24 protein-coding genes are annotated in these 26,866 nt (G+C 69.4%); 18 read left to right on the forward strand and 6 right to left on the reverse strand.

Annotated features, from left to right (window positions below; translation table 11 throughout):
* Positions 1–31: 31 nt before the first annotated feature.
* On the forward strand, positions 32–868 hold the full coding sequence (gene dapB / locus CHB77_RS03480) for a 4-hydroxy-tetrahydrodipicolinate reductase (RefSeq protein ID WP_089386799.1): 837 nt from the start codon (positions 32–34) through the stop codon (positions 866–868).
* 44 nt (positions 869–912) lie between these two features.
* Here dapB and CHB77_RS03485 read toward each other — a convergent pair whose 3' ends face one another.
* Positions 913–1,515 (reverse strand): COG3650 family protein, encoded by a 603-nt coding sequence (locus CHB77_RS03485; RefSeq protein ID WP_089386800.1) that lies wholly within the window; start codon positions 1,513–1,515, stop codon positions 913–915.
* 102 nt (positions 1,516–1,617) lie between these two features.
* On the opposite strand from CHB77_RS03485, the gene tsaE reads away from it, so the two are divergent.
* The 8 genes from tsaE (at position 1,618) to CHB77_RS03525 (ending at position 12,644) form a co-directional block, all read left to right on the forward strand.
* A complete protein-coding gene (gene tsaE / locus CHB77_RS03490; protein ID WP_089386801.1) occupies positions 1,618–3,000 on the forward strand; it encodes a tRNA (adenosine(37)-N6)-threonylcarbamoyltransferase complex ATPase subunit type 1 TsaE in 1,383 nt (460 codons plus the stop codon).
* Positions 2,988–3,656 carry a nucleotidyltransferase family protein gene (locus CHB77_RS03495; protein ID WP_242626514.1) on the forward strand — a complete coding sequence of 223 codons (669 nt, stop codon included), beginning with the start codon at positions 2,988–2,990 and terminating at the stop codon, positions 3,654–3,656. Before tsaE ends, CHB77_RS03495 begins: the two co-directional genes overlap by 13 nt.
* Positions 3,649–6,600: a double-strand break repair protein AddB gene (addB, locus tag CHB77_RS03500; protein WP_089386802.1), complete on the forward strand. Its 2,952-nt coding sequence runs from the start codon at positions 3,649–3,651 to the stop codon at positions 6,598–6,600. The genes CHB77_RS03495 and addB overlap by 8 nt, the downstream gene beginning before the upstream one ends.
* Complete coding sequence (gene addA, locus CHB77_RS03505) at positions 6,590–9,988, forward strand: double-strand break repair helicase AddA (RefSeq protein WP_089386803.1); 3,399 nt, start codon at positions 6,590–6,592, stop codon at positions 9,986–9,988. Before addB ends, addA begins: the two co-directional genes overlap by 11 nt.
* Before the next feature lie 64 nt (positions 9,989–10,052).
* The gene (gene trxA / locus CHB77_RS03510; RefSeq protein WP_089386804.1) at positions 10,053–10,373 is read left to right on the forward strand and encodes a thioredoxin; all 321 of its coding nucleotides are present in this window, start codon (positions 10,053–10,055) and stop codon (positions 10,371–10,373) included.
* 78 nt (positions 10,374–10,451) lie between these two features.
* Complete coding sequence (gene hslV, locus CHB77_RS03515) at positions 10,452–11,009, forward strand: ATP-dependent protease subunit HslV (protein WP_089386805.1); 558 nt, start codon at positions 10,452–10,454, stop codon at positions 11,007–11,009.
* 90 nt (positions 11,010–11,099) lie between these two features.
* Positions 11,100–12,407 (forward strand): ATP-dependent protease ATPase subunit HslU, encoded by a 1,308-nt coding sequence (gene hslU / locus CHB77_RS03520; protein ID WP_089386806.1) that lies wholly within the window; start codon positions 11,100–11,102, stop codon positions 12,405–12,407.
* Positions 12,408–12,461: 54 nt separating this feature from the next.
* On the forward strand, positions 12,462–12,644 hold the full coding sequence (locus CHB77_RS03525; protein ID WP_089386807.1) for a PLD nuclease N-terminal domain-containing protein: 183 nt from the start codon (positions 12,462–12,464) through the stop codon (positions 12,642–12,644).
* A gap of 10 nt (positions 12,645–12,654) precedes the next feature.
* Here CHB77_RS03525 and CHB77_RS03530 read toward each other — a convergent pair whose 3' ends face one another.
* Together CHB77_RS03530 and CHB77_RS03535 are read right to left on the reverse strand one after the other, a co-directional pair.
* Positions 12,655–13,257: a Smr/MutS family protein gene (locus tag CHB77_RS03530; RefSeq protein WP_089386808.1), complete on the reverse strand. Its 603-nt coding sequence runs from the start codon at positions 13,255–13,257 to the stop codon at positions 12,655–12,657.
* Complete coding sequence (locus CHB77_RS03535) at positions 13,257–13,913, reverse strand: Tim44/TimA family putative adaptor protein (RefSeq protein WP_089386809.1); 657 nt, start codon at positions 13,911–13,913, stop codon at positions 13,257–13,259. The genes CHB77_RS03530 and CHB77_RS03535 overlap by 1 nt, the downstream gene beginning before the upstream one ends.
* A 104-nt stretch (positions 13,914–14,017) precedes the next feature.
* Between CHB77_RS03535 and CHB77_RS03540 the strand changes: the two genes are divergently transcribed.
* The 3 genes from CHB77_RS03540 to CHB77_RS03550 are packed head-to-tail and all read left to right on the forward strand — an operon-like array spanning position 14,018 to position 15,751.
* Positions 14,018–14,566, forward strand: a complete 549-nt coding sequence (locus tag CHB77_RS03540) for an FxsA family protein (RefSeq protein WP_089386810.1) — start codon at positions 14,018–14,020, stop codon at positions 14,564–14,566.
* A gap of 57 nt (positions 14,567–14,623) precedes the next feature.
* Positions 14,624–15,136, forward strand: a complete 513-nt coding sequence (gene secB / locus CHB77_RS03545; protein ID WP_089386811.1) for a protein-export chaperone SecB — start codon at positions 14,624–14,626, stop codon at positions 15,134–15,136.
* Between the two features lie 6 nt (positions 15,137–15,142).
* Complete coding sequence (locus CHB77_RS03550; protein ID WP_089386812.1) at positions 15,143–15,751, forward strand: HD domain-containing protein; 609 nt, start codon at positions 15,143–15,145, stop codon at positions 15,749–15,751.
* A gap of 40 nt (positions 15,752–15,791) precedes the next feature.
* Here CHB77_RS03550 and CHB77_RS03555 read toward each other — a convergent pair whose 3' ends face one another.
* The 3 genes from CHB77_RS03555 to CHB77_RS03565 form a co-directional block, all read right to left on the reverse strand.
* Positions 15,792–16,103 (reverse strand): H-NS histone family protein, encoded by a 312-nt coding sequence (locus tag CHB77_RS03555; protein WP_089386813.1) that lies wholly within the window; start codon positions 16,101–16,103, stop codon positions 15,792–15,794.
* Between the two features lie 75 nt (positions 16,104–16,178).
* Entirely contained in the window at positions 16,179–16,739 is a 561-nt protein-coding gene (locus CHB77_RS03560) for an ActR/PrrA/RegA family redox response regulator transcription factor (protein WP_089386814.1), read from the reverse strand.
* Between the two features lie 68 nt (positions 16,740–16,807).
* Positions 16,808–17,437 carry an SCO family protein gene (locus tag CHB77_RS03565; RefSeq protein ID WP_089386815.1) on the reverse strand — a complete coding sequence of 210 codons (630 nt, stop codon included), beginning with the start codon at positions 17,435–17,437 and terminating at the stop codon, positions 16,808–16,810.
* 88 nt (positions 17,438–17,525) lie between these two features.
* Here CHB77_RS03565 and CHB77_RS03570 point away from each other — a divergent pair, with 88 nt between their 5' ends.
* From CHB77_RS03570 to CHB77_RS03595, 6 genes are all read left to right on the forward strand, one after another.
* Entirely contained in the window at positions 17,526–18,857 is a 1,332-nt protein-coding gene (locus CHB77_RS03570; RefSeq protein ID WP_089387144.1) for an ActS/PrrB/RegB family redox-sensitive histidine kinase, read from the forward strand.
* A 63-nt stretch (positions 18,858–18,920) separates the two neighbouring features.
* Entirely contained in the window at positions 18,921–20,501 is a 1,581-nt protein-coding gene (locus CHB77_RS03575; protein WP_089386816.1) for a PAS-domain containing protein, read from the forward strand.
* 151 nt (positions 20,502–20,652) lie between these two features.
* Positions 20,653–21,423 carry a LamB/YcsF family protein gene (locus tag CHB77_RS03580; RefSeq protein WP_089386817.1) on the forward strand — a complete coding sequence of 257 codons (771 nt, stop codon included), beginning with the start codon at positions 20,653–20,655 and terminating at the stop codon, positions 21,421–21,423.
* Positions 21,423–22,964 (forward strand): 5-oxoprolinase subunit B/C family protein, encoded by a 1,542-nt coding sequence (locus CHB77_RS03585; protein ID WP_089386818.1) that lies wholly within the window; start codon positions 21,423–21,425, stop codon positions 22,962–22,964. Before CHB77_RS03580 ends, CHB77_RS03585 begins: the two co-directional genes overlap by 1 nt.
* Positions 22,961–24,739, forward strand: coding sequence for an acetyl/propionyl/methylcrotonyl-CoA carboxylase subunit alpha (locus tag CHB77_RS03590; protein ID WP_217896904.1), 1,779 nt, complete (start codon positions 22,961–22,963; stop codon positions 24,737–24,739). Before CHB77_RS03585 ends, CHB77_RS03590 begins: the two co-directional genes overlap by 4 nt.
* A gap of 236 nt (positions 24,740–24,975) precedes the next feature.
* A complete protein-coding gene (locus CHB77_RS03595) occupies positions 24,976–26,853 on the forward strand; it encodes a TRAP transporter large permease (RefSeq protein ID WP_089386819.1) in 1,878 nt (625 codons plus the stop codon).
* Positions 26,854–26,866: the final 13 nt, after the last annotated feature.

Below are 26,866 nucleotides of genomic sequence, written 5' to 3' on the forward strand. Positions count from 1 at the left end.
ATGACGCTGCAACGACAGCCCGGAGGTTCCCATGAGCGACTTGCAGAACACGGATGCGCCCGCACGGCCTGGGATCGTCGTCACCGGCGCATCCGGGCGGATGGGGCGGATGCTGGTCCGGCTGATCCTAGACAACCCCGAGGCGCGGCTGGCGGGCGCCCTGGAACGGCCGGGCCATTCCTGGATCGGCCGCGACGTGGGCGAGGCGATGGGCGGGGTGCCGGTTGGGGTGACGGTCAGCGACGACGCGGTGGCGGTGATCGCCCAAGCGCAGGCGGTGATCGATTTCACCGCGCCCGCAGCGACCGTGGCCTTCGCCGAACTGACCGCGCAGGCCCGCGCGGTCCACGTGATCGGCACCACCGGGCTGGAACAGCCGCATCTGGATTACCTCAAGGCCGCCGCCCGCCACGCCCCGATCATCCGCGCGGGCAACATGAGCCTGGGCGTGAACCTTCTGACGGGCCTGACCCGCAAGGTCGCCGCCGCCCTGGGCGAGGATTGGGACATCGAGGTGGTCGAGGCTCATCACCGCATGAAGGTCGATGCGCCGTCGGGCACCGCCCTGATGCTGGGCGAGGCCGCCGCCGAAGGGCGCGGGGCGACGCTGGCCGATCTGCGCACCCCCGCGCGCGAGGGGATCACCGGCGCGCGGGTGCCAGGGACCATCGGCTTTTCGGCCATCCGGGGCGGCGACGTGGTGGGCGAACACGACGTGATCTTCGCGGGCGCGGGCGAACGCATCGTGCTGCGCCATCTGGCGACGGATCGCGCGATCTTCGCCCGCGGCGCCCTCCGCGCGGCGATATGGGGCCAGGACAAGGGGCCGGGGGAATACGACATGCAGGACGTGCTGGGGCTGAATTGATCGGATGATGGCGGGTGGAACCCCGCCATTCCTCCATCCAACCCCTATCGCCCGATCGTGCAGCATCCCGACAGCATCGCGGGCTGTTCCCCATGCAGCACCAGCGTCGCGGACAGCCCGAACAGCCGGTCCGACATGCCGTCCGAACAGATCCGCGGCTGCGCGAACAGCGTCATGTCCCGCGCCACCACCACCCGCGCGGGATCGCGGAAGATGCCGGTGTCCAGAACCGCCTGCACGGCGCGGCGGTCGCCCGCCTGATCGTCGGGCCTGCGCAGGACCAGGTCGCCGCCTTCGACCTTGGCATCCCAGAAGGGTTCCGTCCCCAGGCAGCGGAAGGCATCGGGCAGTTCGCCCTCCTGCCAGACATCGGTGCGATAGGCCAGATAGCGCATCGACACCCAGCCCGTGCCCTCGCCGGCGTTTACCCGCGCCCAGCCACCGCGTTCGTCGATCACCTCGATCGCCTGGGCGTCGGGGGCCAGGGTGCCGATGATCGGGGCCTGGGCATCGGGGTCGGCGCGGATGTTCAGCACATCGTCCGCCGCCACCCCCGACACGTCGAACAGCGTGGGCAGGCTGTATTCCTGCGTGGCAAGGGCCGGGGTGGCGACGGCAAGCGTCAGGGCAAGGGCGGTGCGGACCATGATGGCTTCCTTTCAGGCCAATCTAACAGGATCAGGCCCTGTCGGCATCAACTCTGTTCGCGGATGGTTCCCCCGGCGCGCCGAAGCCGCTAGAACACGGCCATGACGACGCGCCTGATTGCCGACGAAATCCTGACTGCCGCCCTGGCGCGGATGCTGGCCGCCACGGCGCGGCCCGGCGACACGATCCTGCTGGACGGGCCGGTGGGGGCCGGCAAGACGCATTTCGCCCGCGCCTTCATCCGCGCCCGCCAGGGCGAGGGGGCCGAGGACGTGCCCAGCCCGACCTTCACCCTGGTCCAGACCTATGACGATCCCTTGGGCACCGAGATCTGGCACGCCGACCTGTATCGCCTGACCGATCCGTCCGAACTGGCCGAACTGGGACTGGACGATGCGCTGGACAGCGCCATCTGCCTGATCGAATGGCCCGACCGGCTGGACCGCCTGCCGGACGGCGCGATCACGGTGGCCCTCGCCGCCCATGCCGACCCCGATCTGCGGACCATCACCCTGATCGCGCCCGATGCGGCCCGGATCGCGCAGCGCGCGGCGTTCGTGGCGGGGGCGGGATGGGGCGATGCGCGGGTGCTGCCGCTGGCGGGCGATGCCTCGGCCCGGCGGTATTTCCGGCTGGCGGGGGCAGGGGACAGCGCGGTGCTGATGGACGATCCCTCGGGCGCGGTCGGGCCGTTCGTGGCGATGACGGGCTGGCTGCGCGGCCATGGCTTCGCGGCGCCTGCGGTCCTGGCGCAGGACCAGGGGGCAGGCCTGCTGCTGGTGCAGGATCTGGGCGACGACCTTGTGGCGCGCGTTCTGGACCGCGACCCCGGCATGGCGCCCCATGTCTATGACCGGATCACCGACCTGCTGGCCGATCTGCACCGCCATCCGGTGCCGGATTTCGTGGCCCCGCTGGACGGGCCGATCCTGGCCGATCAGGCGGGGCTGTTTGCCGACTGGTATCCGGGGGGCGTGGACATCGCGCCCCTGATCGCGGCGCTTCACGCCGATCTGGCCGCCGATCTGCCGCCTGTGCTGGCCCTGCGCGATTTCCATGCCGAAAACCTGATCTGGCGCGGCGACGCCCCCCTGGGCCTGATCGACTATCAGGACGCGGTGGCCTGCCATCCGGCCTATGACCTGGTATCGGCCTTGCAGGATGCCCGCCGCGATGTGGACCCCGCCATCGAATCCGCCTGCATCGCGCGATACCTGGCTGCGACCGGGCTGGACGGCGACCGGTTCCGCGCCGCCTATGCGCTGCTGGGGGCGCAGCGCAATCTGCGCATCCTGGGCATCTTTGCCCGGCTGTGCGTGCGCGACGGCAAGCCGCGTTACCTGGACTTCATGCCGCGCGTCTGGGGCTGTGTCCGGCGCAACCTGGAACACCCGGCGCTGGCGCCGCTGGCGCAGGCGCTGGCCGCCGTTCCCGCCCCCGATGCCGTTCTTGTCGAAAGCCTGCGAACCCGATGCGCCCGCTGATGATCTTTGCCGCCGGGCTTGGCACCCGGATGCGGCCCCTGACCGACCGCCTGCCCAAGCCCCTGATCCCGGTCGCGGGCCGCACCCTGCTGGACCGCGCGCTGGATCTGGGCCGGGATGCCGGGGCGGGGCCGGTGGTGGTCAACACGCATTACCTGGGGGACCGGATCGCCGCGCATCTGGCGGGCCGGGGCGTGGCCATCAGCGACGAGCCTGGCACGATCCTGGACACCGGCGGCGGATTGCGCCAGGCGCTGCCCCTGCTGGGAACGGACCCGGTGATGACCCTGAATCCCGATGTGGTCTGGACCGGGCCGAACCCGCTGGCCGCGCTGAATGCCGCCTGGCGCGACGACATGGACGCCCTGCTGATGCTGGTGCCGCTGGCACGGGCGACGGCGCGGCAGGGGGCGGGGGATTTCGCGCTGGACGACGCGGGCCGCATCGCGCGGGGCGGCGATCTGGTCTATGGCGGCGCGCAGATCATCCGCCCCGACCGGCTGGCCGACATCCCCGACCGGGTATTCTCGCTGAACCGGCTGTGGGATCGGCTGATCGCCGATGGCCGCGCCCATGGCATCGTCCATCCCGGCGGCTGGTGCGACGTGGGCTATCCCGGCGCGATCCCCCTGGCCGAGGAGTTGATCCATGGCTGAACCCGCCTTTCGCGGCCTCTACGCCCTGCCCTCCGGCATCGATTTCGCCCACGAGGTCGTGGCGGGCTTTCTGGACCGAATGGCGGGCCGCCCGCCCGAGGCGATGGCCCGCGTCACCATCTATGCCAACGCGGCGCTGACGCTGTCGGAACTGAAATGCGCCTTTGACCTGCGCGGCCCCCTGCTGCTGCCGCGCCTGCTGCCCGTGACCAACCTGGAAATCCCGGCGATGCTGGGCCAGGCCGAAACGGCGCCCCTGGCCCGGCGGCTGCAACTGGCCCGGCTGGTGGCGAAACTGCTGGAAACGCGCCGCGATCTGGCGGCGGGCCATTCCATCGCCAGCCTGGCGCGGTCCCTGTCCGGCCTGATGCAGGAAATGCAGTACGAGGGCCTGTCCCCCGACGCGCTGGAAGGGATCGACACCGGCGATCACGCCCGCCACTGGCAGAACGCGCTGGCATTCCTGCGCATCGCCGCGCGGTTCCACCTGGACGGCCCGCCCGTGGACCGCGCCGCGCGCCAGCGCCTGGCGTCCGAAACCCTGTGCCGGGACTGGGGGCAGGGCGTCAACCTGCCCGGCGGCCCGGTCATCGTGGTGGGATCGACCGGGTCGCACGGCGCCACCCGGATGTTCATGGAGGCCGTGGCGGCCCTGCCCGAAGGGGCGGTGATCCTGCCGGGCTTCGACTTCGACCAGCCGCAAGCAGTCTGGGACGGCTTGGACCACAAGGCCGAGGATCATCCCCAGGCCCGTTTCGCGCCGCTGATCGCCGCGCTGGGCCGTCCGGCCCGGTGGACCGGCACGGCCCCGCCGGTGCCCGCGCGCAACCGCCTGATCTCGCTGGCGCTGCGGCCCGCGCCCGTCACCGACCAGTGGATCGCCGAAGGCCCGCGCCTGCCCGACCTGATCCCCGCCACCGAGGGCCTGACCCTGATCGAGGCCGACCAGCCGGGCACCGAGGCCGAGGTGATCGCCCTGATCCTGCGCGACGCCGCCGAACGGGCCGAACGCGCGACGCTGATCGCCGCCGATGGCAACCTGATCCGGCGGGTGAACGCCGCCCTGGACCGCTGGCATCTGCGCGCCGACGAAAGCGCGGGCCAGCCGCTGGCGCTGACCGCGCCCGGCCTGTTCCTGCGCCAGGTGGCCGCGCTGTTCGGCCAGCCGCTGACCATCGACCGGCTGCTGGTGCTGCTGAAACATCCCCTCAGCGTCACCGGATCGGCTGCCGTTCCCGCGAACGAGGCGCGGCGCCTGGCCCGCGACCTGGAACTGGAACTGCGCCGCAACGGCCCGGCCTTTCCGGACGGTCCCTGCCTGCGCGACTGGGGATCGCGGGGCGACGGCTTGCGCAAGATCTGGGCCGACTGGCTGGCCGCGCTGCTGGACCGGATCACGCCGCTGGCGGCCGACCGCGCGGCGCGTCCCCTTCCCGACCGGCTGCGCGACCTGATCGCCCTGGCCGAGACGCTGGCCGCCGGGCCGGACGGCGATCCCCAGGCGTCGAAACTGTGGGAGGAAAAGCGCGGCGCGCTGCTGCGGGCCTCGATCGACCATCTGTCCGAACACGCCCACGAAGGCCCGGCGCTGGGCGCCACCGAATTCTGCGCGCTGCTGCTGGACGAGATCGGTCAGCAATCCGTCCGGGTGGACGCGGAAACCACCTTTCACCTGATCCATATCCGCGGCCCGCGCGAGGCGCGGATCGTTGGCCGGGGCACGGTGATCCTGTCGGGCCTGAACGAAGGCGGCTGGCCCCAGCCCCTGTCCCCCGATCCCTGGCTGTCGCGGCAGATGCGCACGGCGGCGGGCCTGCCCCTGCCGGAACGGCTGATCGGGCTGGCGGCCCACGACTTTCAGCAGGCGATGGGCCTGTCCCGCGTGGTCCTGACCCGCGCCCGCCGCGATGCCGAGGCGGAAACCATCCCGTCGCGCTGGCTGAACCGGCTGACCAACCTGATGGGCGGGCTGCCCGACCGGAACGGCCCGCAGGCGCTGGCGGCAATGCGCGCGCGGGGCGACCGCTGGCTGGCCCAAGCGGCGGCCGTGTCGCGGCCCCCCGCCATCCTCCGGGCGGCCGCCCGTCCGTCCCCCATCCCGCCCGCGCCGCCGTTCCGCGAACTGCCGGTGACGGACGTGTCGCTGCTGATCCGCGATCCCTATGCGGTCTATGCCAAGCGCGTCCTGGGCCTGCGCCCGCTGCCGCCGCTGCGGCCCGAACCCGACGCATCGCTGCGCGGCCAGACGCTCCATTCCATCGTTGAGGCCATGGTCGCCTCGAAACCCGCGCCCGGCACGCCGCACGCGGACCTCAAGGCGCAGTTCCTGCGGCTGACGGACACGGTTCTGGCCCGCGACGTGCCCTGGCCCGCCGCCCGCGCCTTCTGGGCCGCCCGGATGGGGCGCATTGCCGACCAAATCTGCGCGGACGAACTGGCGCGCCTTGCCGAAGGGCAGCCCGTGGTCGTGGAAAAGCGGGGCAAGGTGCGGGTGCCGGGGATGGATTTCGTCCTGACCGCCCAGCCCGATCGGATCGACCTGCTGGGGGACGGTCAGGTGATGATCTATGACTACAAGTCCGGCAAGCCGCCCAGCGACCGGCAGATCGCGGCCTTTGACAAGCAGCTGATCCTCGAGGCCGCGATGGCCCGGCGCGGCGGTTTCGACGCGCTCGGCCCGGCCGAGGTGGCGGGTATCCGCTATATCCATCTGGGCGGAGAGGGAGAGACGCAGCCCCGCGCGTATTCCCCGGATCTGGAAACGGAAAACTGGGACGGCTTCGTGCGGCTGATCGCGGCCTATCTGTCGGGGGAAACGGGCTTTACCGCGATGCGGGCGCCCGAACAGATGGGTTATGCGGGCGATTACGATCATCTTGCGCGATACGGCGAATGGTCGCTGGCCGACGCGCCGCAGGTCATGAAGGTGGGCGATGGTGAATGAAGCCAGCCTGAACCAGATCGCCGCCGCCGATCCCACGCGGTCCACCTGGCTGACGGCCAATGCCGGATCGGGCAAGACCCGCGTGCTGACCGACCGGGTGGCGCGCCTGCTGCTGGCGGGCACGGCGCCGGAACGCATCCTGTGCCTGACCTACACCAAGGCCGCCGCGACCGAGATGCAGAACCGCCTGCTGGGGCGGCTGGGCCAATGGGCCATGCTGCCCGAACCCGACCTGCGGCGCGAACTGGCCGACCTTGGCGAAGGCGGGGATCGCGGGCCGGAACCCGACCTGGCCCAGGCCCGGCGCCTGTTCGCCCGCGCCATCGAGACGCCGGGCGGGTTGAAGGTCCAGACCATCCACAGCTTCTGCGCAGCCCTGCTGCGGCGGTTCCCGCTGGAGGCCGGCGTGCCGATGGGATTTCAGGAACTGGACGACCGATCCGCCCGCGCCCTGCGCACCCGCATCGTGGAAGACATGGCCGCCGAGGGCGCCCCCGCGGTCCGTGACCTGACATCGCTGGTGTCAGGTGACAACCTGGACGCCTTTCTGGCCGGGCTGTCGGACGCCGACTTTCCCCGCGAACCCGATCCCGCGCCCATCTGGCGGGCGATGGGTCTGCCGCCGGGGCTGGACCGGGCGGCGCTGCTGGCGCAGGTCTTCGACGGCGGCGAGGGCGATCTGTTCGACGTCGTGGTTCCGATCCTGCAACGCAGCGGCGCCAAGGACAGCAAGCTGGCCGAACAGCTTGCCGGGGGCAACTGGCACGATCCCGGCCCTGCCGACTTGAACCGCCTGTGTCAATGCCTGCTGTTCGGCGCCAAGGCCCGCGTGCCCTTCGGCCCCAAGATCGGCGACATCCCCACCAAGGCCTTGCGTGAAGGGGCCTGCGCCCCCTTCATGCCCGATCTGGAATCGCTGATGGTCCGCGTGGCAGAGGCCCGGCCCTTGTCGCTGGGGCTGGCGCTGGCCGAAAAGACGCTGGCCCTGCATCGTTTCGGGCATGAATTCACCCGCAGGCTGGCCATCGAAAAAGCCGCGCACGGCTGGCTGGATTTCGACGACCTGATCCGCCGCACCGCCGACCTGCTGGACGAATCCAGCATGGCGCAGTGGGTGCTGTGGCGGCTGGACGGCGGCATCGATCATATCCTGGTCGACGAGGCCCAGGATACCAGTCCCGAACAGTGGCGGGTGATCCGGCGGCTGACCGACGAATTCACCAGCGGCCAGGGCGCGCACGACCGGCCCCGCACGCTGTTCGTGGTGGGCGATCCGAAACAGTCGATCTATTCCTTTCAGGGCGCCGACATCGCGGTCTTCGAATCCGTGCGCGACCGGTTCCGCCAGGATTTCGACAATGTGGGCCAGCCCATGCAGCAGCGCGGCCTGTCCCATTCGTTCCGCTCCTCGCCCGCGATCCTGTCGCTGGTCGATACGGTGTTTTCGGGCGATGCCGCCCAGGGCCTGGGCGATCCGCCCCGCCACATCGCGTTCCGCGACACCATGCCCGGCCGCATCGACATCTGGCCGCCCCTGCCCGAACCCGAAAAGCCCGACGATGGCGACTGGACCCGGCCCGTCGATGCCCCTGCGGAAAACGCCGCCGACACCCAGCTGGCCCGCGCCATCGCCCGCCAGGTCAAGGCGATCATCGGCACGCCCATCCTGGACGCCCGGTCGGGCCGGGTGCGCGCCATCGGGCCGGGCGACGTGCAGATCCTGGTCCAGCGGCGCGCCGGTCTGTTCGACGACCTGATCCGCGAACTCAAGGCCGCGGGGCTGCCCGTCGCGGGCGCCGACCGGCTGAAGCTGGCCGCCGAACTGGCCGTGCGCGACATCACCGCCACCCTGTCGGCCATCTCCACGCCCGAGGACGACCTGTGCCTGGCCGCCGTGCTGAAATCGCCGCTGTTCAACCTGTCCGAGGACGACCTGTATCGCCTGGCCGTCGGGCGCGGACGCCAGTTCCTGTGGGAACGCCTGCGCGAATCGCGCCACCGCCCGGCCTTCGAGGTGCTGTTCGACCTGCTGACCCAGGCCGACAACCTGCGCCCCTATGACCTGATATCGCGATTGCTGGTCCGGCACGGGGGCCGCGCCGCCCTGCTGGCCCGCCTGGGCCCCGAGGCCGAGGACGGCATCGACGAGCTGCTGTCGCAGGCGCTGGCCTATGACCGGGTGGAAACGCCGTCGCTGACGGGGTTCCTGGTCTGGCTGGGCAGCGACGACGTGCAGATCAAGCGGCAGATGCCGGGCGGCGCGAACGGCCTGATCCGGGTGATGACGGTGCATGGATCCAAGGGGCTGGAAAGCCCGGTCGTGATCCTGCCCGAAACCAAAAGGCGCAAGCCGGGCCGGGGCCAGCAGACCATCCGCCTGGACGCCCTGCCCGCCTGGCGCGGCACCGCCGCCGAACGTCCCGATGCGGTGGCCGAGGCCGTGGCCGACCACGACCTGCGCCAGGAACAGGAACGCCGCCGCCTGCTGTATGTGGCGATGACGCGGGCCGAAAGCTGGCTGATCGTGGCGGCGGCGGGCGACACGGGCAGCGGTCTGGAATCCTGGCATTCCATGGTGGCGGTCGGCGCCGAACGCTGCACGCTGGAACGGGTCGCGATCGACATCGACGGCGTGGGCGCGGCGCAGCGGCTGTTCTTTGGCGACTGGCCGGACCAGGCGGTGACGCTGGACCGTGTTCTGGCGCCTATGGTGCCGGCGCCCGACTGGGCGGGCCGCCGTGCGCCCCCGCCCCCGCCGCGCATGCTGGCCACCGCCGCGACCGCGTTGGGGGGCGCCAAGGTCCTGGGCGACGGCGGCGACGATTCCGACCCCGCCGCAGCCATGCTGCGCGGCACCCGGCTGCATCTGCTGCTGGAACATCTGCCCCATCAGCCCGCGACCGACTGGCCGCGCATCGCCCGCGCGCTGCTGGCGGGCGCCGAAGGGGGGCTGCCCGATGCCGCCGAACTGTCCTGGCTGCTGTCCGAGGCGGCGGCGGTCATCGGCGCGCCCGCCCTGTCATCGGTGATGACGCCCGATCCCGGCGCGCAGATCCTGACCGAGGTGGCGTTGACCGCGCCCCTGCCGGGCCTGGGCATGATCCATGGCGCCATCGACCGGCTGATCGTCGGCGACCGGCGGATCCTGGCCGTGGATTTCAAATCCAACGCCGTGGTCCCCCCCCGTCCCGAGGATACGCCCGAGGGGATCCTGCGGCAGATGGCGGCCTATCGCGCGGCCCTGCGGATGATCTGGCCGGGCCGACCGGTTCAGATCGCGGTGCTGTGGACGGCCGCGCGCAGCCTGATGCCGATCCCCGATCCGGTGCTGGACGCGGCCATGGCCGCCCTGGACCCGCCCCTTGACCCCAGGGCCATGGCTTCATAGCTGTTGGGAACAGCCCTCATGCCGCGCCTTGCCGGCATTCATTTCCGTGAAGGAGCGACACGCCATGGCCACCCATCCCGTCAGCGACAGCCAGTTCGACACCGAGGTCCGCCAGGCCGACACCCCCGTCATCGTGGATTTCTGGGCGGAATGGTGCGGCCCCTGCAAGCAGATCGGCCCGGCCCTCGAGGAACTGTCCGAGGAATACGCGGGCAAGGTCAAGATCGTGAAGGTCAACATCGACGAGAACCAGGAACAGGCCGCGGCCCTTGGCGTGCGCGGCATTCCCGCGCTGTTCATGTTCAAGGACGGAGAGGTGGTGTCCAACCGGATGGGCGCCGCCCCCAAGGCCGCGCTGAAAAGCTGGATCGACGAATCGATCTGATCGTGCCGCGTTCGGCATGGGGCGGCGGCCATCGGGCTGGCCGCCCCTTTTCATGGACCCGCAACCCCGGAGACCCCCATGGCGGATGACAGATTTCCCGGCTGGCACGGCACCACGATCCTGGCGGTCCGGCGCGGCGGCCGCGTGGTGGTCGCGGGCGACGGGCAGGTCAGCGTGGGCCAGACGGTGATGAAGGGCACGGCCCGCAAGGTGCGCCGCCTGAACCCTGGCGGGCGCGACGTGGTGGTGGGCTTCGCCGGATCCACGGCGGACGCATTCACCCTGCTGGAGCGGCTGGAGAAGAAGCTGGAGGCCGCGCCCGGCCAGTTGCAGCGCGCCTGCGTCGATCTGGCCAAGGACTGGCGCACCGACAAGTACCTGCGCAATCTGGAAGCCATGCTGATCGTCACCGACGGCCAGGGCCTGTATGTCGTGACCGGTGCGGGCGACGTGCTGGAACCCGAACACGACGTGGCCGCGATCGGATCGGGCGGGAACTTCGCCCTGGCGGCGGCGCGGGGCCTGATGGACACCGATCTGGACGCCGAAGCGGTCGCCCGCCGTGCGATGGCCATCGCGGCGGATATCTGCGTCTATACCAATGGCAACCTTACGGTCGAGGTGATCGGCGCCTGACGTGACCGGCCCTGCCGCCGCCCCCTGCCGCGGCCCTTCAAATTCCCGGCCCAAGGGCATATTTGCGGATCAGACCAAGAAAGCAGACCCATGACCGACCTGACCCCGCGCGAAATCGTGTCCGAACTGGACCGCTTCATCATCGGCCAGAAGGACGCCAAGCGCGCCGTGGCGGTGGCGCTGCGCAACCGCTGGCGCCGCAAGCAGCTGGGCGACGACCTGCGCGACGAGGTGTATCCCAAGAACATCCTGATGATCGGCCCCACCGGCGTCGGCAAGACCGAGATCAGCCGCCGCCTGGCCAAGCTGGCCAACGCCCCCTTCATCAAGGTCGAGGCGACCAAGTTCACCGAGGTGGGGTACGTCGGCCGCGACGTGGAACAGATCATCCGCGACCTGACCGACGCCGCGATGATCGACACCCGCGAACGGATGCGCGAGGCGGTCAAGGCCCGCGCCCATGCCTCGGCCGAGGATCGCGTGATCGAGGCCCTGGCCGGCAAGGACGCCCGCGACGGCACGCGCCAGATGTTCCGCGACAAGCTGAAGCGCGGCGAACTGGACGGCACCGTGATCGAGCTGGAGGTGCAGGATACGTCAAACCCGCTGGGCGCGATGGAGATTCCGGGCCAGCCGGGCCAGTCCCTGGGCGGGATGATGGATCTGTCGGGCCTGATGAAGGCGTTCGGCGGGCGCCGTGTGCGGCGAAAGGTCACGGTATCGGAAAGCTATGACCTGCTGATCGCCGAGGAGGCCGACAAGCTGCTGGAGGATGACGCCGTCAAGGCCGCCGCCCTGGACGCCGTGCAGCAGAACGGCATCGTCTTCATCGACGAGATCGACAAGGTCTGTGCGCGGGCCGACGCGCGTGGCGGCGATGTCAGCCGCGAAGGCGTGCAGCGCGACCTGCTGCCCCTGATCGAGGGCACGACCGTCGGCACCAAGTACGGTCCCGTGAAGACCGACCACATCCTGTTCATCGCCAGCGGCGCGTTCCACGTCGCCAAGCCCAGCGACCTTTTGCCGGAATTGCAGGGCCGCTTGCCGATCCGGGTGGAACTGCGGGCGCTGACGGAAGAAGACTTCATCCGCATCCTGACGGAAACCGACAACGCGCTGACCCGGCAATATACCGCCCTGATGGCGACCGAGGGCGTCACCGTGGGCTTCACGGACGACGGCATCGCCGCCCTGGCCCGGATCGCCGCCGAGGTGAACGCGGCCGTGGAAAATATCGGCGCCCGCCGCCTGTACACCGTGATCGAACGCGTGTTCGAGGAACTGTCCTTCTCGGCCCCCGACCAGGAGGGCGAGGCGGTGCAGGTCGATGCGGCCTATGTCGAACGCCGTCTGGGCGATCTGGCGCGGTCCACCGATCTGTCGCGCTATGTGCTGTGACGGAACCGGCGCCGCCCGTTCCGGGTTGGCGCCGCACAGACAAAGGGTATCGCCATGGGCTACGTCTTCGGAATCATCATCTTCGTGCTGGATGTCTGGGCGATCGCGTCCGTCATCAACACGAACGTCAGCACCGGGACAAAGATCCTGTGGATTGCGCTGATCGCCATTCTGCCGGTGGTGGGCCTCATCATCTGGTATTTCGCCGGGCCCAAGGCCAATTACGGCGCGCGATGACTGCCGCGCCTCAGCCGTTCCGGCGCAGATACACGTAATACGCCCCTTCGCCCCCATGCCGGTAATGCGCGGGGGCGACCTGTTGAACGGCGCCGCCCAGCGGCGGCATGTGCAGCCAGTGCGGCACCTGATGACGCAGGGCGCCGGCCCGCGTCGGCAAGGGGCCATGGTCGCCCTTGCCCTTGCCGGTAATGACCAGCACCAGGCGCCGTCCTTGGGTATGACAAGACAGCACGAACCCGATCAGGGCCGGATGGGCCTGTGCCAATGTCATGCCGTGCAGGTCGAGCCGCGCCTCGGGGGCGAGCTTTCCTCTGGTCATGCCGCGATGGACCTTGGCATCCATGCGCAACGGCTGGGCGGCCAGCCGCTGGGCCGGGCTGGGCATCGGCACTGACGCCGCCGAACCGGCGGGCGCAGGGATCTGTCCGACCCGAAAGGGCTTGAAGCCAAAGGCCGCAAGGGGCGGCGAACGGTCCGGTTCCGACGGACCAGGACGGGCCTTGGCGGTTTCCGGCAGGACGGGCCGCTGCGGGTGCAGGGGAATCGCGCTGCGGGCGACGCGCGACCACAGTTCCCGATCCTCGGGGGACAGGCCCCGGCGGCGGGACATCAGCCGGTGGCGACCAGTTGCCAGTTCGGGTCGTCCTGACCCATTCGGCGGGCAAAGGTCCAGGTGTCGCGCTGCTTGCGCGCGGCCTTGGGATCGCCTTCGACCACATTGCCCTGCGCGTCGCGCGTGGCCGCGATCAATTCGCCGACAAAGCGGACCGACACCTCGCCCATGCCCGTGGCCGGGTCGTATTCGGCCCCTGCCAGGGCGGTGTCGCGGGTGCCGATGTACTGGGCCTGAACCGACTGGCCCTTGGCGGCGCGGGCGTCGATCACCGACTGGAACGCCGCGGCCACAGGTTCGGCCAGAAACGGCCGGACATCGGTCAGATCGCCGCGTTCGAACGCCATCAGGATCATTTCATAGGCCGATTTGGCGCCGTTCAGGAAATCGGTCACGCCGAAGGACGGCTCGGCCGCCTTCATGGCCACCAGGGCGATGGCGGTCGGGCTGCCGGCCTCGGCATGGTCCAGGATGTCGTGGTCGGCTTCCTCGGCCGTGCCCTCGATCACGTCGAAGCGCGGGCGCGGCTGTTCGGGCGCATCGACCTGCGGGGGCTCGTATCCGGTGCGGGTGCCCAGCACGTTACGCAGCCGCAGGATCAGGAAAATCGCGATCCCTGCCAAGACAAGCAGCTGAAGCAGCGGGTTGTTCATTCGATTGGCCTCTTCCGTCTTGGCTGGTATCGGTGATCTGCGCCATTATGTAGGGATTGGACCGGGGCAAGTCCAGTTATCCCCTGGCCCGGAAAGGGAATGGTATGTGGCTGTTGTGGCTGATCGTGGCGCTGCCGATCATCGAGATCGCGCTGTTCATCCAGGTTGGCGGATTGATCGGCGTGTGGGCGGTCCTGGGGCTGGTCATCCTGTCCGCGGTGCTGGGCATGGCGGTCATCCGCAGTCAGGGCGCCCATGCCTGGGCCGAGGCGCAGCGCAGTCTGGCGCAGTTGCGCGATCCGTCGCGGCCCTTGGCGCACGGGATGATGCTGATGATCGCGGGCCTGTTGCTGGTCGTGCCGGGGTTCTTCACGGATGCCGTCGCGCTGCTGCTGCTGCTTCCGCCGGTGCGCGACCTGATCGTGCGGCGGGCTGGGCGGCGGATGCGTTTGCGGACCGTCCACATGGCCCGCGAATCCCATCGCCCTCCCTATGCCGACGGGGTGATCGATGCCGATTACGTGGTCGAGGACGACGCCCCCGCCCGCAACCCCCGCCCGCCCCTGGATCTGCCCGAGGATCTGCCGGACGACGGCCAGGCCCCGCGCCGGGGCGGATCGGGCCGGGGCGGATCGGGCTGGACGCGGCATTGAGAACGGGCGGCGCCCCTGCTAAACCCGGCGCAAATCTCAGTCTTCAAGGAAAATCCCATGGCCGACGAAAACACCCCGAACGGGACGGCGCAGGCGGCGCCGCAGGTGCGGATGCAGATCCTGGCGCAATACATCCGCGACCTGTCCTTTGAGAACGCCGTCGCCACCAAGGGCGCCCCGCAGGGCGAGGTTCAGCCGGAAATCACCGTTCAGGTCAGCCTGGATGCCCGCAAGCGCGCGGGCGACCACCAGTACGAGGTGATTTCCAAGTTCCGCGTCACCTCGACCAACAAGGCCGACAATGCGACCCTGTTCCTGACGGAACTGGATTATGGCGGCGTCTTCCTGATCGAAGGCGTCCCCGAGGACCAGATGCACCCCTTCCTGATGATCGAATGCCCGCGGATGCTGTTTCCCTTTGTGCGCCGGATCATTTCGGACGTGACCCGCGACGGAGGCTTTCCGGCCTTCAACATGGACCCGGTGGATTTCGTGGCGCTGTATCGTCAGGAACTGGCGCGCCGCGCCCAGGCGCAGCAGGGCGCGCCCGCCGACCAGCGGCTGTCCTGATCCGTCATGGCGGGGCGACCGCGCCGGGCTTGGCAGCGGATGCTGTCGGGCCGGCGGCTGGATCTGCTGGATCCGACGCCGCTGGACATCGAGATCACCGACATCGCCCATGGCCTGGCCTTCGTGGCCCGCTGGAACGGCCAGACCGTCGGCGACTGGCCCTATTCCGTCGCCGAACATTCCCTGCTGGTCGAGGATATCCTGGGCCGCCTGCATCCTGGCATCGAAACCCGCTGGCGCCTGGCCGCGCTTTTGCACGATGCCCCGGAATATGTGATCGGGGACATGATTTCCCCGGTGAAGGCCGCGCTTGGCGCCGAATATGGAAGGCTGGACGAACGCCTGACGGCGGCCATCCACGGCCGTTTCGGCCTGCCCGCGGCATTGCCGGCGGCGGTCAAGGCAAAAATCAAGACCGCCGACCGTATTTCAGCGCGGCTTGAAGCCGTTCAAATCGCCGGCTTTACCCTGCCCGAGGCGAGACGCCTGTTTCCGCTGCAAAACGAATTGATATTGTCTGCGCTTGATATTCGGATACGCCCCCCCGCCGACGTGCGGGAGGCGTATCTGCAACGGTTCCGAATGCTGATGGAAAAACCGGCCGGTTCCGCCTGAGAAAAACCCGCGCCCGCTACACAGGCTGGCAAGGCCCGTTTCAGATCAGAAGATCGTCCAGCTGCTTGCCGCCTTCCAGGCTGTCCTGCACCCAGCGCGGCTTGCGACCCCGGCCCGTCCAAGTCATTGTCGGATCTTCGGGATTCACGTATTTCGGCGCCACGGTTCCTGAACGCCGGGGCTTTGCCCCCGTCAGTTCGGACAGGTTGAAGCCATGCTCGCGCGCGGCCTCCTCGATCGCGGCCAAGGCCTCGCGACGCTTGCGATCTTCAAAGGAATTAATCGCGCGGTCCAGTTTTGCCCGAAGATCACGCAGTTCCTTGAGCGTCATCTTGTCCAGGTCAGGGTTCATTTTTGTGCGTCCATGGTGAATTTGATAAAGCCAATATTATATAGGGCAATAAGAATTACAAGACGGCTTATTAATTCAGCGGGGACCGCGTTTGGCAAGAATACGCTGAAGGGTCCGGCGATGCATGTGCAGGCGGCGTGCCGTTTCACTGACATTGCGGTCGCATTGTTCATAAACGCGCTGAATATGTTCCCACCGCACCCGGTCGGCCGACATCGGATTATCCGGCGGCGGGGGCAGGAGTTCCGCATCCGACAGCAGGGCGGACGTGACGTCATTGGCATCGGCGGGCTTGGCCAGATAATCGGTGGCGCCCATTTTCACGGCCGCGACGGCGGTGGCGATGGCGCCGTATCCCGTCAGCACGATGATCCGGGCATCCGCGCGCAGGTCGCGCAGCGCCTCGACCACGTCCAGCCCGTTGCCGTCTTCCAGGCGCAGGTCGATCACGGCATAGGCGGGCGGATCGTCGCGGATCATCGCCAGGGCATCGGCCACGCCCATCGCCGTCCGCGGGGAAAAGCCGCGCTTTTCCATCGCCCGCGCCAGACGCGTCACGAAGATTTCGTCGTCGTCCACCAGCAGCAGCGAAGGATCGGGGCCCGGTTCGGTCCGGGCAAAGTTTTCGTCTTCCATGGCGCGCGCACCCCAGCCAGTCATAGGCGATCACATTGCCGCAGCGCCGGGCCAGAGGCAATCGCGTGTCAGCCGAGCGCGTCGACAAAACAGCCGACACGTTCCGCCATCGCTTCGGAGGTCGTGTCGCGCCGGAAGAAATCGACGGTCTTGTTTCCGGGCAGCACCAGAAAGGTATTGGTCATGTGATCGACCAGGTAATAGTCCTTATCGTCGGCATCGTTGGCCTTGTAGTAATTGCGCCAGCCCTTGTTGACGGCGGCGATCTCCTCCTCGGATCCGGTCAGGCCGATCATGCCGCCGGGAAACTGGGCGGTGAAATCGGCAACCACTTGGGGCGTGTCGCGGCGCGGATCGACGGTGACGAACACGGTCTGCACGTCCTTTCCCTGTTCCCCCAGAAGGGCTGCGGCATCGGCATTGCGGGCGCTGTCCATCGGACAGACGTCCGGGCAGAACGTATAGCCGAAATAGAGAAGCGACGGCTTGGAGAAAACCTGCTCGGCGGTGACACGCTGGCCGTCCTGGCGGGTCAGGGTGAAATCGGTGCCAAAGGCGTCCATGCCCCCCCCCGCCCCGGCCCCGCCGCAGCCGGCGAACGGGTCGCCGCCGCCCTGGCTGGCCAGGAACATGCCCCCCACCGCCAGCAGGGCCACGGCGGCAACGGTGCCGGTCAGCAGGATTTTCCGGTCGGTCATGGTGTTTCTCCTGTCAAGGGCGAAAAGCCGCGCATTGATCGCCGATCCGGTCCCGCGTATCAAGGTCCGCATCGTCGCAGAGAGGCGCATGGCCGATCCGTCCTTTTTCCGTTCCGGCGCACCGGCCAATCCCCCGGCCCGGACCGAGGCCGAGCCGATCAGGATGCGCACCCTGGTGCTGCTGCGCTGGTTTTCCATTGCGGGCCAGCTGGCGGCGGTGATCGTCGCGCGGGCCATGGGGATCGGCTTTGCGGTCGAACCCGTGCTGGTGCTGATCGCCGCCGCCATTGCGATGAACCTGTGGCAGGTGCTGTGGCCGCCGCCCCGCACCTCGGCCCGGCTGGCGGTGGTGCAGTTGTTCTTCGATGTGGTCCAGATTTCGGCGCTGATGGCGCTGACGGGGGGGCTGGCCAATCCCTTTGCCCTTCTGGTGCTGGCGCCGGTGACGGTGGCCGCGACATCCCTCGACGCCCGAGAGACGGTGGCCCTTGGCACCGCGACCATGGCGCTGGTTTCCGCGGCGTCGCTGTTCGCGCTGCCCCTGCACGACGTGGACGGGCGCGAACTGGTGCTGGCGCCCACCCTGGCCCTGGGGCACTGGACGGCGCTGATGATCGGCGTGGTGTTCTTTGCGGGCTATGCCCACCGGGTGACGGTCGAATTGCAGGCCACGTCGAATGCGCTGTTCGCGACCCAGATGGCCTTGGCGCGCGAACAGCGCCTGCAGCATCTGGGCGGCGTGGTCGCCGCCGCCGCGCACGAGATGGGCACCCCCCTGGCCACCATCAAGCTGGTCGCGGCGGAACTGGCCGACGAACTGGCCGACCGCCCCGACCTGCAAGCCGATGCCATGGCCTTGCGCGATTCGGCGGTGCGCTGCGCGCAGATCCTGCGCAGCATGGGCCGGGCGGGCAAGGACGACCTGCACCTGCGCACGGCCCCCCTGCGGGCCATGCTGGAGGATGCGGCCGAACCCCATGCCGGGCGCGGTCCCGTGGTCGAGATCCGGGCCAACGGTCCCGCCGTGCAACGCGATCCCGCGATCATCCACGCGCTGCGCAACCTGATCCAGAACGCGGTGGATTTTGCCGCCAGCCGGGTCGTGATCGAATCGCAGATCGGCAACGGCTGGCTGTGCGTGACGATCCGTGACGACGGGCCGGGCTATTCGCCCGCCGTGCTGGCCCGGATCGGCGATCCCTACCCGACCGGCCGGCGCGGCGGTCCCCCGCAGCGCAAAGGGTATGACGGCATGGGCCTGGGCCTGTTCATCGCCAAGACCCTGCTGGAACGGTCGGGCGCGCGGCTGGACTTTGCCAATGGCGGGCCGGGGGCGATCGTGACGGTGCGCTGGCCGCTGGACCGGATCGCGGCCGATGCCCGCGCGCCGCTGGGCGACAATCCCACGCTGCTGCCGTGACATTTTAACTGTTCGTTAAAATTCATCGCCCTATGGTTGCACGAAACGGGGAAGGATTCGGGGATGTCCCTGCATGGAATCGGGTTGATCCTGCTTGCGGTTCTGACGGGGACGGCATCGGTCGTGCTGGCGACGGCGCTGGCGCGGTGGTGGGACAGACGGTCGGGACGGGCGCGCCCGCGCCTGCCGCAGGGGCTGGAAAGCAGCCTGAAGCCGATGGTGCTGCTGTTCCGCGATCAGGCGCTTGTGGATGCGACGCCGCCCGCCCGCGCGCTTCTGGACCGCTTTTCCGCGCCCGAGGGCGACTGGGCGCGCCTCTTGCAATGGATCGGGCCGCGCTTTCCCGACGCGATCAATGCGTTGGGCGGCATCGATCGGTCGGGGCGGTTCGAATCGCTGGGCCAGACCGGGGCGGGCAGCGCGGCGCTGCGGTTGGTGGTCGAACAGATCGACCCCGGCCTGCTGCGCATCACGATCACCGATCCTCAGGCCGAATATGCGGGCATCGTCGTCGATTCCATGTCTCAGCAGGCGATGGAGGAGGAACTGGATCTGCTGCGTCGGTCGCTGGACCAGACGCCGATGCTGGTGTGGCGCCAGGACGCCGAGGAACGCGTGACCTGGGCCAACGCCGCCTATCTGCGCCGCGCCGAAGGCCAGTCGGACGAACCCATCGGCTGGCCCTTGCCGCGCCTGCTGGACGCGCCGCGCCCCGTGCCGGGTTCGGGCACGCGGACCCGCCGGGCATCGCTGAATCAGAATGGCGCCGTGTCATGGTACGACTGCCACAGCCATCAGACGGGCGAACAGACCATGATGTTCGCCCTGCCCGCCGATGCGGCGGTGCGCGCCGAACGGTCCTTGCGCGAATTCGTCCAGACCCTGACCAAGACATTCGCCGACCTGCCCATCGGCCTGGCGATCTTCGACCGCCAGCGGCAGTTGCAGCTGTTCAACCCCGCCCTGATCGACCTGACCAACCTGCCCACCGGATTCCTGACCGCGCGGCCCACGCTGTTCGACCTGCTGGACAAGCTGCGCGAATTGCGCATGGTCCCCGAGCCCAAGGATTTCCGCAGCTGGCGCCAGCAGATGAGCAATCTGGAAAGCGCCGCCGCGACCGGCCACCATGTCGAGGAATGGTCCCTGCCGGGCGGCCAGACCTATCGCGTCACCGGCCGTCCCCATCCCGACGGCGCCGTGGCCTTCCTGTTCGAGGACATCACATCCGAGATGAGCCTGACCCGCAAGTTCCGGGCCGAAATGGCGCTGGGTAACAGCATCCTAGACAACATCGGCGAGGCGGTGGTGGTCTTTGGCCCCGGCGGGCGGGTGGCGATGGCCAACGGGGTTTATCGCGACCTGTGGCCGGGTGCGCCCGACGACCTGGGCGGCGCCCTCGCCTGCTGGCAGTCTCGTGCCGAAGGCGGGCCGGGCCTTGACGCGCTGGGTGCCCGGCTGGGCGGGGCCGAAGGAACGCTCCGCGACAGCGGCCTGATCGTCGGTCCCGGCGGCCGGTTGTTGGGATGGACGGTCACACGGTTGCCCGCCGGGCGGCAGATGGTCCGGTTCCGCCTGCCCGATCCCGCCACCCAGGCCGATCCCGCCGGTCAGCGCCCGCTGGCGGCGACCGCCGCGCGCTAGACCCGCGGGGCCCGGCCGGCCCGCGCCCTGCGTCCCATGCGGTCCGCTCCGCGCCGTGTGCCCCGACCCGCATTCCGCGGTTCCGCCGCAATCGGCCTGTCGGGCGCGCGCCGATCCTGATATGGCCGTGCCACGCAAGCCGGAGGAGGGGATGACCCGGACCATCGATCTCAACAGCGACCTGGGCGAAGGCTATGGCGCCTGGACCATGGGCAACGACGCCGCCATGCTGGATGTGGTCAGTTCGGCCAACATCGCCTGCGGCTTTCACGCGGGCGACCCGCTGACCCTCCACACCACCATGGCCCAGGCGGCGATGCGCGGCATCGCGATCGGCGCGCATGTGTCCTATCCCGACCGGGTGGGGTTCGGCCGCCGTCCGATGGACGTGACCCCGGCGGAACTGACGGCCGACGTGATCTATCAGATCGGCGCGCTGCAAGGGATCGCGCGGGCCGCCGGAACGCGTGTTGCCTATGTCAAACCTCATGGTGCGCTGTACAACACCATCGCCCAGGACGCCCGGCAGGCCGACGCGGTGATCGCGGCCATTCGTGCGATCGATCCCTCGCTGGCGCTGATGGGTCTGGCGGGGGCGCCCATTCTGGGGCGCGCCGCCGATGCGGGCCTGACCGCCGTGGCCGAAGCCTTTGCCGACCGCGCCTATGCGCCCGACGGCCAGCTTGTGCCGCGCCGGGACGCGGGGGCCGTTCTGCACGACGCCGAAACCGTCGCCGCCCGGATGCTGCGCCTTGCGGCCGATGGCGAGATCGAGGCCAGCGACGGATCGGTCCTGCGGCTGCGCGCCGACAGCATCTGCGTGCACGGCGACAGCCCCGGCGCCGTGGCGATGGCCCGCCGCGTCCGCGACGCCCTGTCCGGCAACGGCATCGCCATCGCGCCGTTTGCGGAAACCGGCTGATGCGCTTTCTGCCGGTGGGACCGCGCACGCTGCTGGTCGAACTGGCCGACCTGGACGAAACGCTGGGCCTGTTCGACGCGCTGCGGGCCGATCCGCCGCCGGGCATGGCCGAGGTGATCCCCGCAGCGCGCACCCTGATGATCCGCATGGCGCCGGGATGTGCCGCCGACGCCGCAATGGCCGCCGCGATCCTGGCCCGCCGCCCCGCGCCCGGAACGCAGCGCGACCCAGGCCCGGTCGAAACGGTTGAGATTCCGATGACTTATGACGGCGCGGATCTGGCCGATGTCGCGGCCCATCGGGGCCTGACCGTGGCCCAGGTGATCGCCGCGCATCAGGCCGCGACCTGGACGGTGGCGTTCTGCGGCTTTGCGCCCGGTTTCGCCTATATGACCTGCGACGATCCGCTGTTCGACCTGCCCCGCCGCGCCGCGCCCCGGACGTGGATTCCGGCGGGATCGGTGGCGTTGGCGTCGCGGTTCTGCGGCGTCTATCCGCAGGACACGCCCGGAGGCTGGCAGCTGATCGGCACGACGCGCCTGCCGATGTGGGATCTGTCCCGCGATCCGCCCGCCCTGCTGCGGCCCGGCCTCCGCGCGCGATTCGTCGAAGGCGAGGCCGTGGTCTATCCCTCGGCCGCGATCCCGGAACGTCCGGGGCGTCCTGCGCTGACATTGGTGCAGACCGCCTTTCCCGTCACCTTTCAGGACGAGGGCCGGCGCGGCCAGGGCGGGCAGGGCGTTTCGGCCTCGGGCGCCCTGGATCTGGGCGCGGCGCGCCGGGCGAACCGGGCGGTCGGCAATCCGTCGGATGCGGCGCTGCTGGAAATCACCCTTGGCCCGGTGCGCCTGCGGGCCGAACGGCCGGTCACGCTGGCCCTGACCGGCGCGGGGCAGGCGGTGGTCGGGGGCCGGGCCATGCTGGGCGCCTTTGCGCTTGATGCGGGCGACGAGGTGCTGATCCCGCCCCCTGCTGCGGGGATGCGCAGCTATCTGGCGCTGCGCGGAGGGTTCGACGTGGTCCGGGTTCTCGGCTCGGCGGCCACCGACACCCTGGCCCGGATCGGACCCGATCCGCTGACCGGCGGCGCACGCCTGTTCGCCGCGCAGCGCCCCGCGGCCGCCACGGCCCTGCCCGAATGCCAGCCGTCGTTGCCCAGGCCCGGCGATGTCGTCGCATTGCCGGTGACGCTTGGACCCCGCACGGACTGGTTCGCGCCCGCCATGATCCGTCATTTCCTGTCCCAGTCCTGGCTGGTCACGGCGCAGTCGTCCCGCGTGGGGATTCGCCTGGAGGGGTCCCCCGTCACGCGCGACGACGCCCGCGAACTGCCGTCCGAGGGAACCGAGACCGGCGCGGTCCAGATCCCCCATTCCGGCCAGCCGGTGCTGTTTCTGGCCGACCATCCGCTGACCGGCGGCTATCCGGTGATCGCCACGCTGCTGCCGTCCGCCCTGGATCGGGCGGGCCAGATCCCGCCCGGCGCCCGCATCCGCTTTGCGGCCACGGCCGCTTTCCAGGACATAAAGGCAGCATCATGACCCTGTTCGCCACCGGCCCGACCTTGCCCCTGAACCGCCTGCTGATCGCCAACCGTGGGGAAATCGCGGTTCGCATCATCCGCGCCTGCCGCGACGAGGGCATCGAGACCGTTGCCCTTTATGCCGGACCCGACCACGGCGCGCCTTTCGTGGCCATGGCCGACCAGGCCTTCTTTCTGGGCGGCGACACGCCCGGCGACACCTATCTGGACAGCGCCAGGATCATCGCCATCGCCCGGCGCGCGGGGGCGGACGCGATCCATCCCGGCTATGGCTTCCTGTCGGAAAATGCCGGGTTCGCGCGGGCCGTTCAGGACGCGGGGCTGATCTGGATCGGTCCCGATCCGGCCGTCATCGCGGCGCTTGGCGACAAGACCAAGGCCCGCCGCATCGCCGAATCCGTGGGCGCGCCCCTGGTCGCGGGCACCCCCGGCCCGGTCGACACCCCGGCCGACGCCCTGGCCTTTGCCCGCCAGCATGGCCTGCCCATCGCCATCAAGGCGGCCTTCGGCGGCGGGGGGCGCGGCCTGAAGGTCGCCTGGCGGCTGGAGGAGGTCGAGGAGCTGTTCGAATCCGCCACGCGCGAAGCCCTGACCGCCTTCGGACGCGGCGAATGCTTCGTCGAACGATTCCTGGACCGCCCCCGCCATGTCGAGGCGCAGGTGCTGGCCGACCGCCACGGCACCGTCAAGGTGATCGGCACGCGCGACTGTTCCCTGCAACGCCGCCACCAGAAACTGGTCGAGGAAGCGCCCGCCCCGTTCCTGACCGACGATCAGCGCCGACGGGTCCACGACAGCGCGCGGGCGATCTGCGCCCATGCGGGCTATTGCGGGGCGGGGACGGTGGAATACCTGCTGTCGGCCGACGGCACGCTGTCCTTTCTCGAGGTGAACACGCGGTTGCAGGTCGAACATCCCGTGACCGAGGAAACCACCGGCATCGACCTGGTGCGCGCCATGATCGCGGTGGCGCGCGGCGCGCGCCTGGCCGATGACAGCGTGCCCGCCCCGCGCGGCCATTCCATCGAATTCCGCATCAACGCCGAGGATGTCGGGCGCGGCTTCCTGCCCACCCCCGGACCCATCGCGGTGTTCGACCCCCCGTCCGGCCCCGGCATCCGCCTGGACAGCGGCGTGGTGGCGGGATCCGTCATCCCAGATCGCTTCGATTCGATGATGGCCAAGCTGATCGTCACCGGCGCCAGCCGCGACGACGCCCTGGCGCGCGCCCGCCGCGCCCTGGCCGAATTCCGCATCGAGGGCGTGGCCAGCGTCCTGCCCTTTCATCGCGCCGCGCTGACGGCGCCCGAATTCACGGCGCGGGACGGCGATTTGCGCGTTCATACCCGCTGGATCGAAACCGACTTCGCCGACCGGCTGGCCAAGGCCGTGCCGCCCCATGCCCGCGTGGCGCCCGGCCAGCCCCCGGCCCTGATCCGCATCGCCGTCGAAATCGATGGCAAGCGGCATGAGCTGGGTCTGCCCGCCGGAATCATGGCCGCCGCCGCTTCGGGCGCCCCCGCCGCCGGGACCATGCCGGAACCCGACGAGGCGACCGTCACCGCCCCCGTGTCCGGCACCCTCGCCGCCTGGCAGGCCGAGGATGGCACTATGGTCGAGGCCGGTCAGGTCATCGCCGTGGTCGAGGCCATGAAGATGGAAACCCGCGTCGAGGCCCACCGGCCGGGCCGCCTGAAGCATCTGCGAGAGGCAGGCGAGGTGCTGGCCTTCGGCAACACGCTGGCCCGGATCGAGGCCAAGGACGACCCCTGATCCTGGACGGTCAAGGATCGGAATGTGCCCCACCCGTCATTCCGCATCATGGAACGAAGATCGGTCAAGATTCCCGCTTCCATCGGTGGGAAAATGCGAAGCGCACGATTCTGTCGATTTTTCTGTTGCCATCGCCGACCTCCTGCTCCTATCTCTAGGCGCGCAAGGACGATAGCGCATCCACAATGTGGACGCGTTGGCAGGAGGGGGCCGTTCGTCCGCAAAAGGGGAACAGGATGCACCATACGGATGCGCATGGCGACGCCGAACTGGCGCTTGGCGGGATCGAGGCGCTGGCCGAACCCAGGCGTGCCGAACCCTGGATGCGCCCGGTGGAAATCGCCGCCGCCGTTCTGCTGGTGGCGATGATCGTCACCGTCCTGGCCAATGTCTTTTTCCGTTATGTGCTGGCGAAACCGCTGATCTGGGGGGACGAGGTCGCGTCCATCAGCTTTATCTGGATGGCGATGCTGGGCGCGGCGCTGGCGGTGGACCGGCACGAACACATGCGGCTGACCGTGTTCCTGCCGCTGTTGCCCGCCCGTCTGGCGCGCGTGCTGGAGATCGCGGGCAGCGTGCTGGTCTGCGTGCTGCTGATCCGGCTGCTGCCGGTCGCGGTCGAATACGCTTACGAGGAATCCTTCATCACCTCGCCCGCTCTGGGGCTGCCGATGTCCTGGCGGGCATCCGCCCTGCCGGTGGGGATCGGGCTGATGGGGCTGCTGATGGTGCTGTCGGTGATGCGCACCCGCGAATGGGGCGTGATCCTGGGGACGCTGGCCGTGGCGGGCGCCATCGCCGCCCTGCTGTGGTGGGCCAAGCCCGCCGTGCTGTCCCTTGGCAACTGGAACCTGCCGCTGTTCCTGGGCCTGTTCGCCGGATTCCTGCTGGCTGTCGGCGTGCCCATCGCCTTTTGCTTCGCGCTGGCGACGCTGGGATACCTGACCTTCGCCACGCAGGCGCCGATCTTCGTGATGATGGGCCGCATCGACGAGGGGATGTCCTCGCTGATCCTTTTGTCGGTGCCGGTCTTCGTGCTTCTGGGCTGCATCCTGGACGCGACCGGCATGGGCCGCGCCATCGTCGGTTTCCTTGCCTCCATGTTCGGGCATGTCAAGGCGGGGATGAGCTATGTCCTGCTGGGGTCGATGTTCCTGGTGTCGGGGATTTCGGGATCCAAGGTGTCGGACATGGCGACCGTGGCCCCCGCGCTGTTCCCCGAAATGCGCCGCAGGGGCCATTCGCCCTCGGAAATGACCGCGCTGCTGGCGACCGGGGCGGCGATGGCCGACACCGTGCCGCCGTCCATCGTGCTGATCGTGCTGGGATCGGTCGCGGGCGTGTCCATCGCCGGGCTGTTCACCAGCGGCTTTGCCATCGCCATGGTGCTGCTGATCGTGCTGGCCGTGCTGGCCCGCTGGAAGGCGCGCGGCGAACGGATGGAGGGGGTGCGCCGCGCCCCCCTGGACGTCATCGGCAAGACCGCCCTGATCGCGGCGCCAGCCCTGGTGCTGCCCTTCATGATCCGCAGCCTGGTCGGCGGCGGCGTCGCCACCGCGACCGAGGTTTCGACCATTGCCACGCTGTACGCCTTTGTCATCGGGGCGGTTCTGTACGGCGGCATCCCCCTGCGCCGCACGGGCACGATGCTGGTGGAAACCGCCGCCATGTCGGGGGCGATCCTGCTGATCCTGGGGGCGGCATCGGCGATGGCCTGGGCGCTGACGCAATCGGGGTTCGCGCGCGACCTGATGGTGCTTGTGACAAGCCTGCCGGGCGGCTGGATCGTGTTCATGCTGGCCTCGATCGCGATCTTCCTGATCCTGGGCTGCATCCTGGAAGGCCTGCCCGCCATCGTGCTGCTGGCGCCGATCATGTTCCCCATCGCGCGGGGCCTGGGCATCCACGACATCCACTATGCCATGGTCATCGTCACGGCCATGAACATCGGCCTGATGGCCCCGCCCATCGGCATCGGCTTCTATATCGCCTGCAAGATCGCCAACGTGCCGGCCGAACAGGTGATGGGCAAGATCTGGTCCTATCTGGCCGCGCTGATGGTGGGCCTGCTGGCCATCGCCGCCGTGCCCTGGTTCTCGACCGCGCTGCTTTGAACTGTTTCTTGAT

The sequence above is a fragment of the Paracoccus sediminis genome, from assembly GCF_900188295.1.
Taxonomy (GTDB): Bacteria; Pseudomonadota; Alphaproteobacteria; order Rhodobacterales; family Rhodobacteraceae; genus Paracoccus; species Paracoccus sediminis.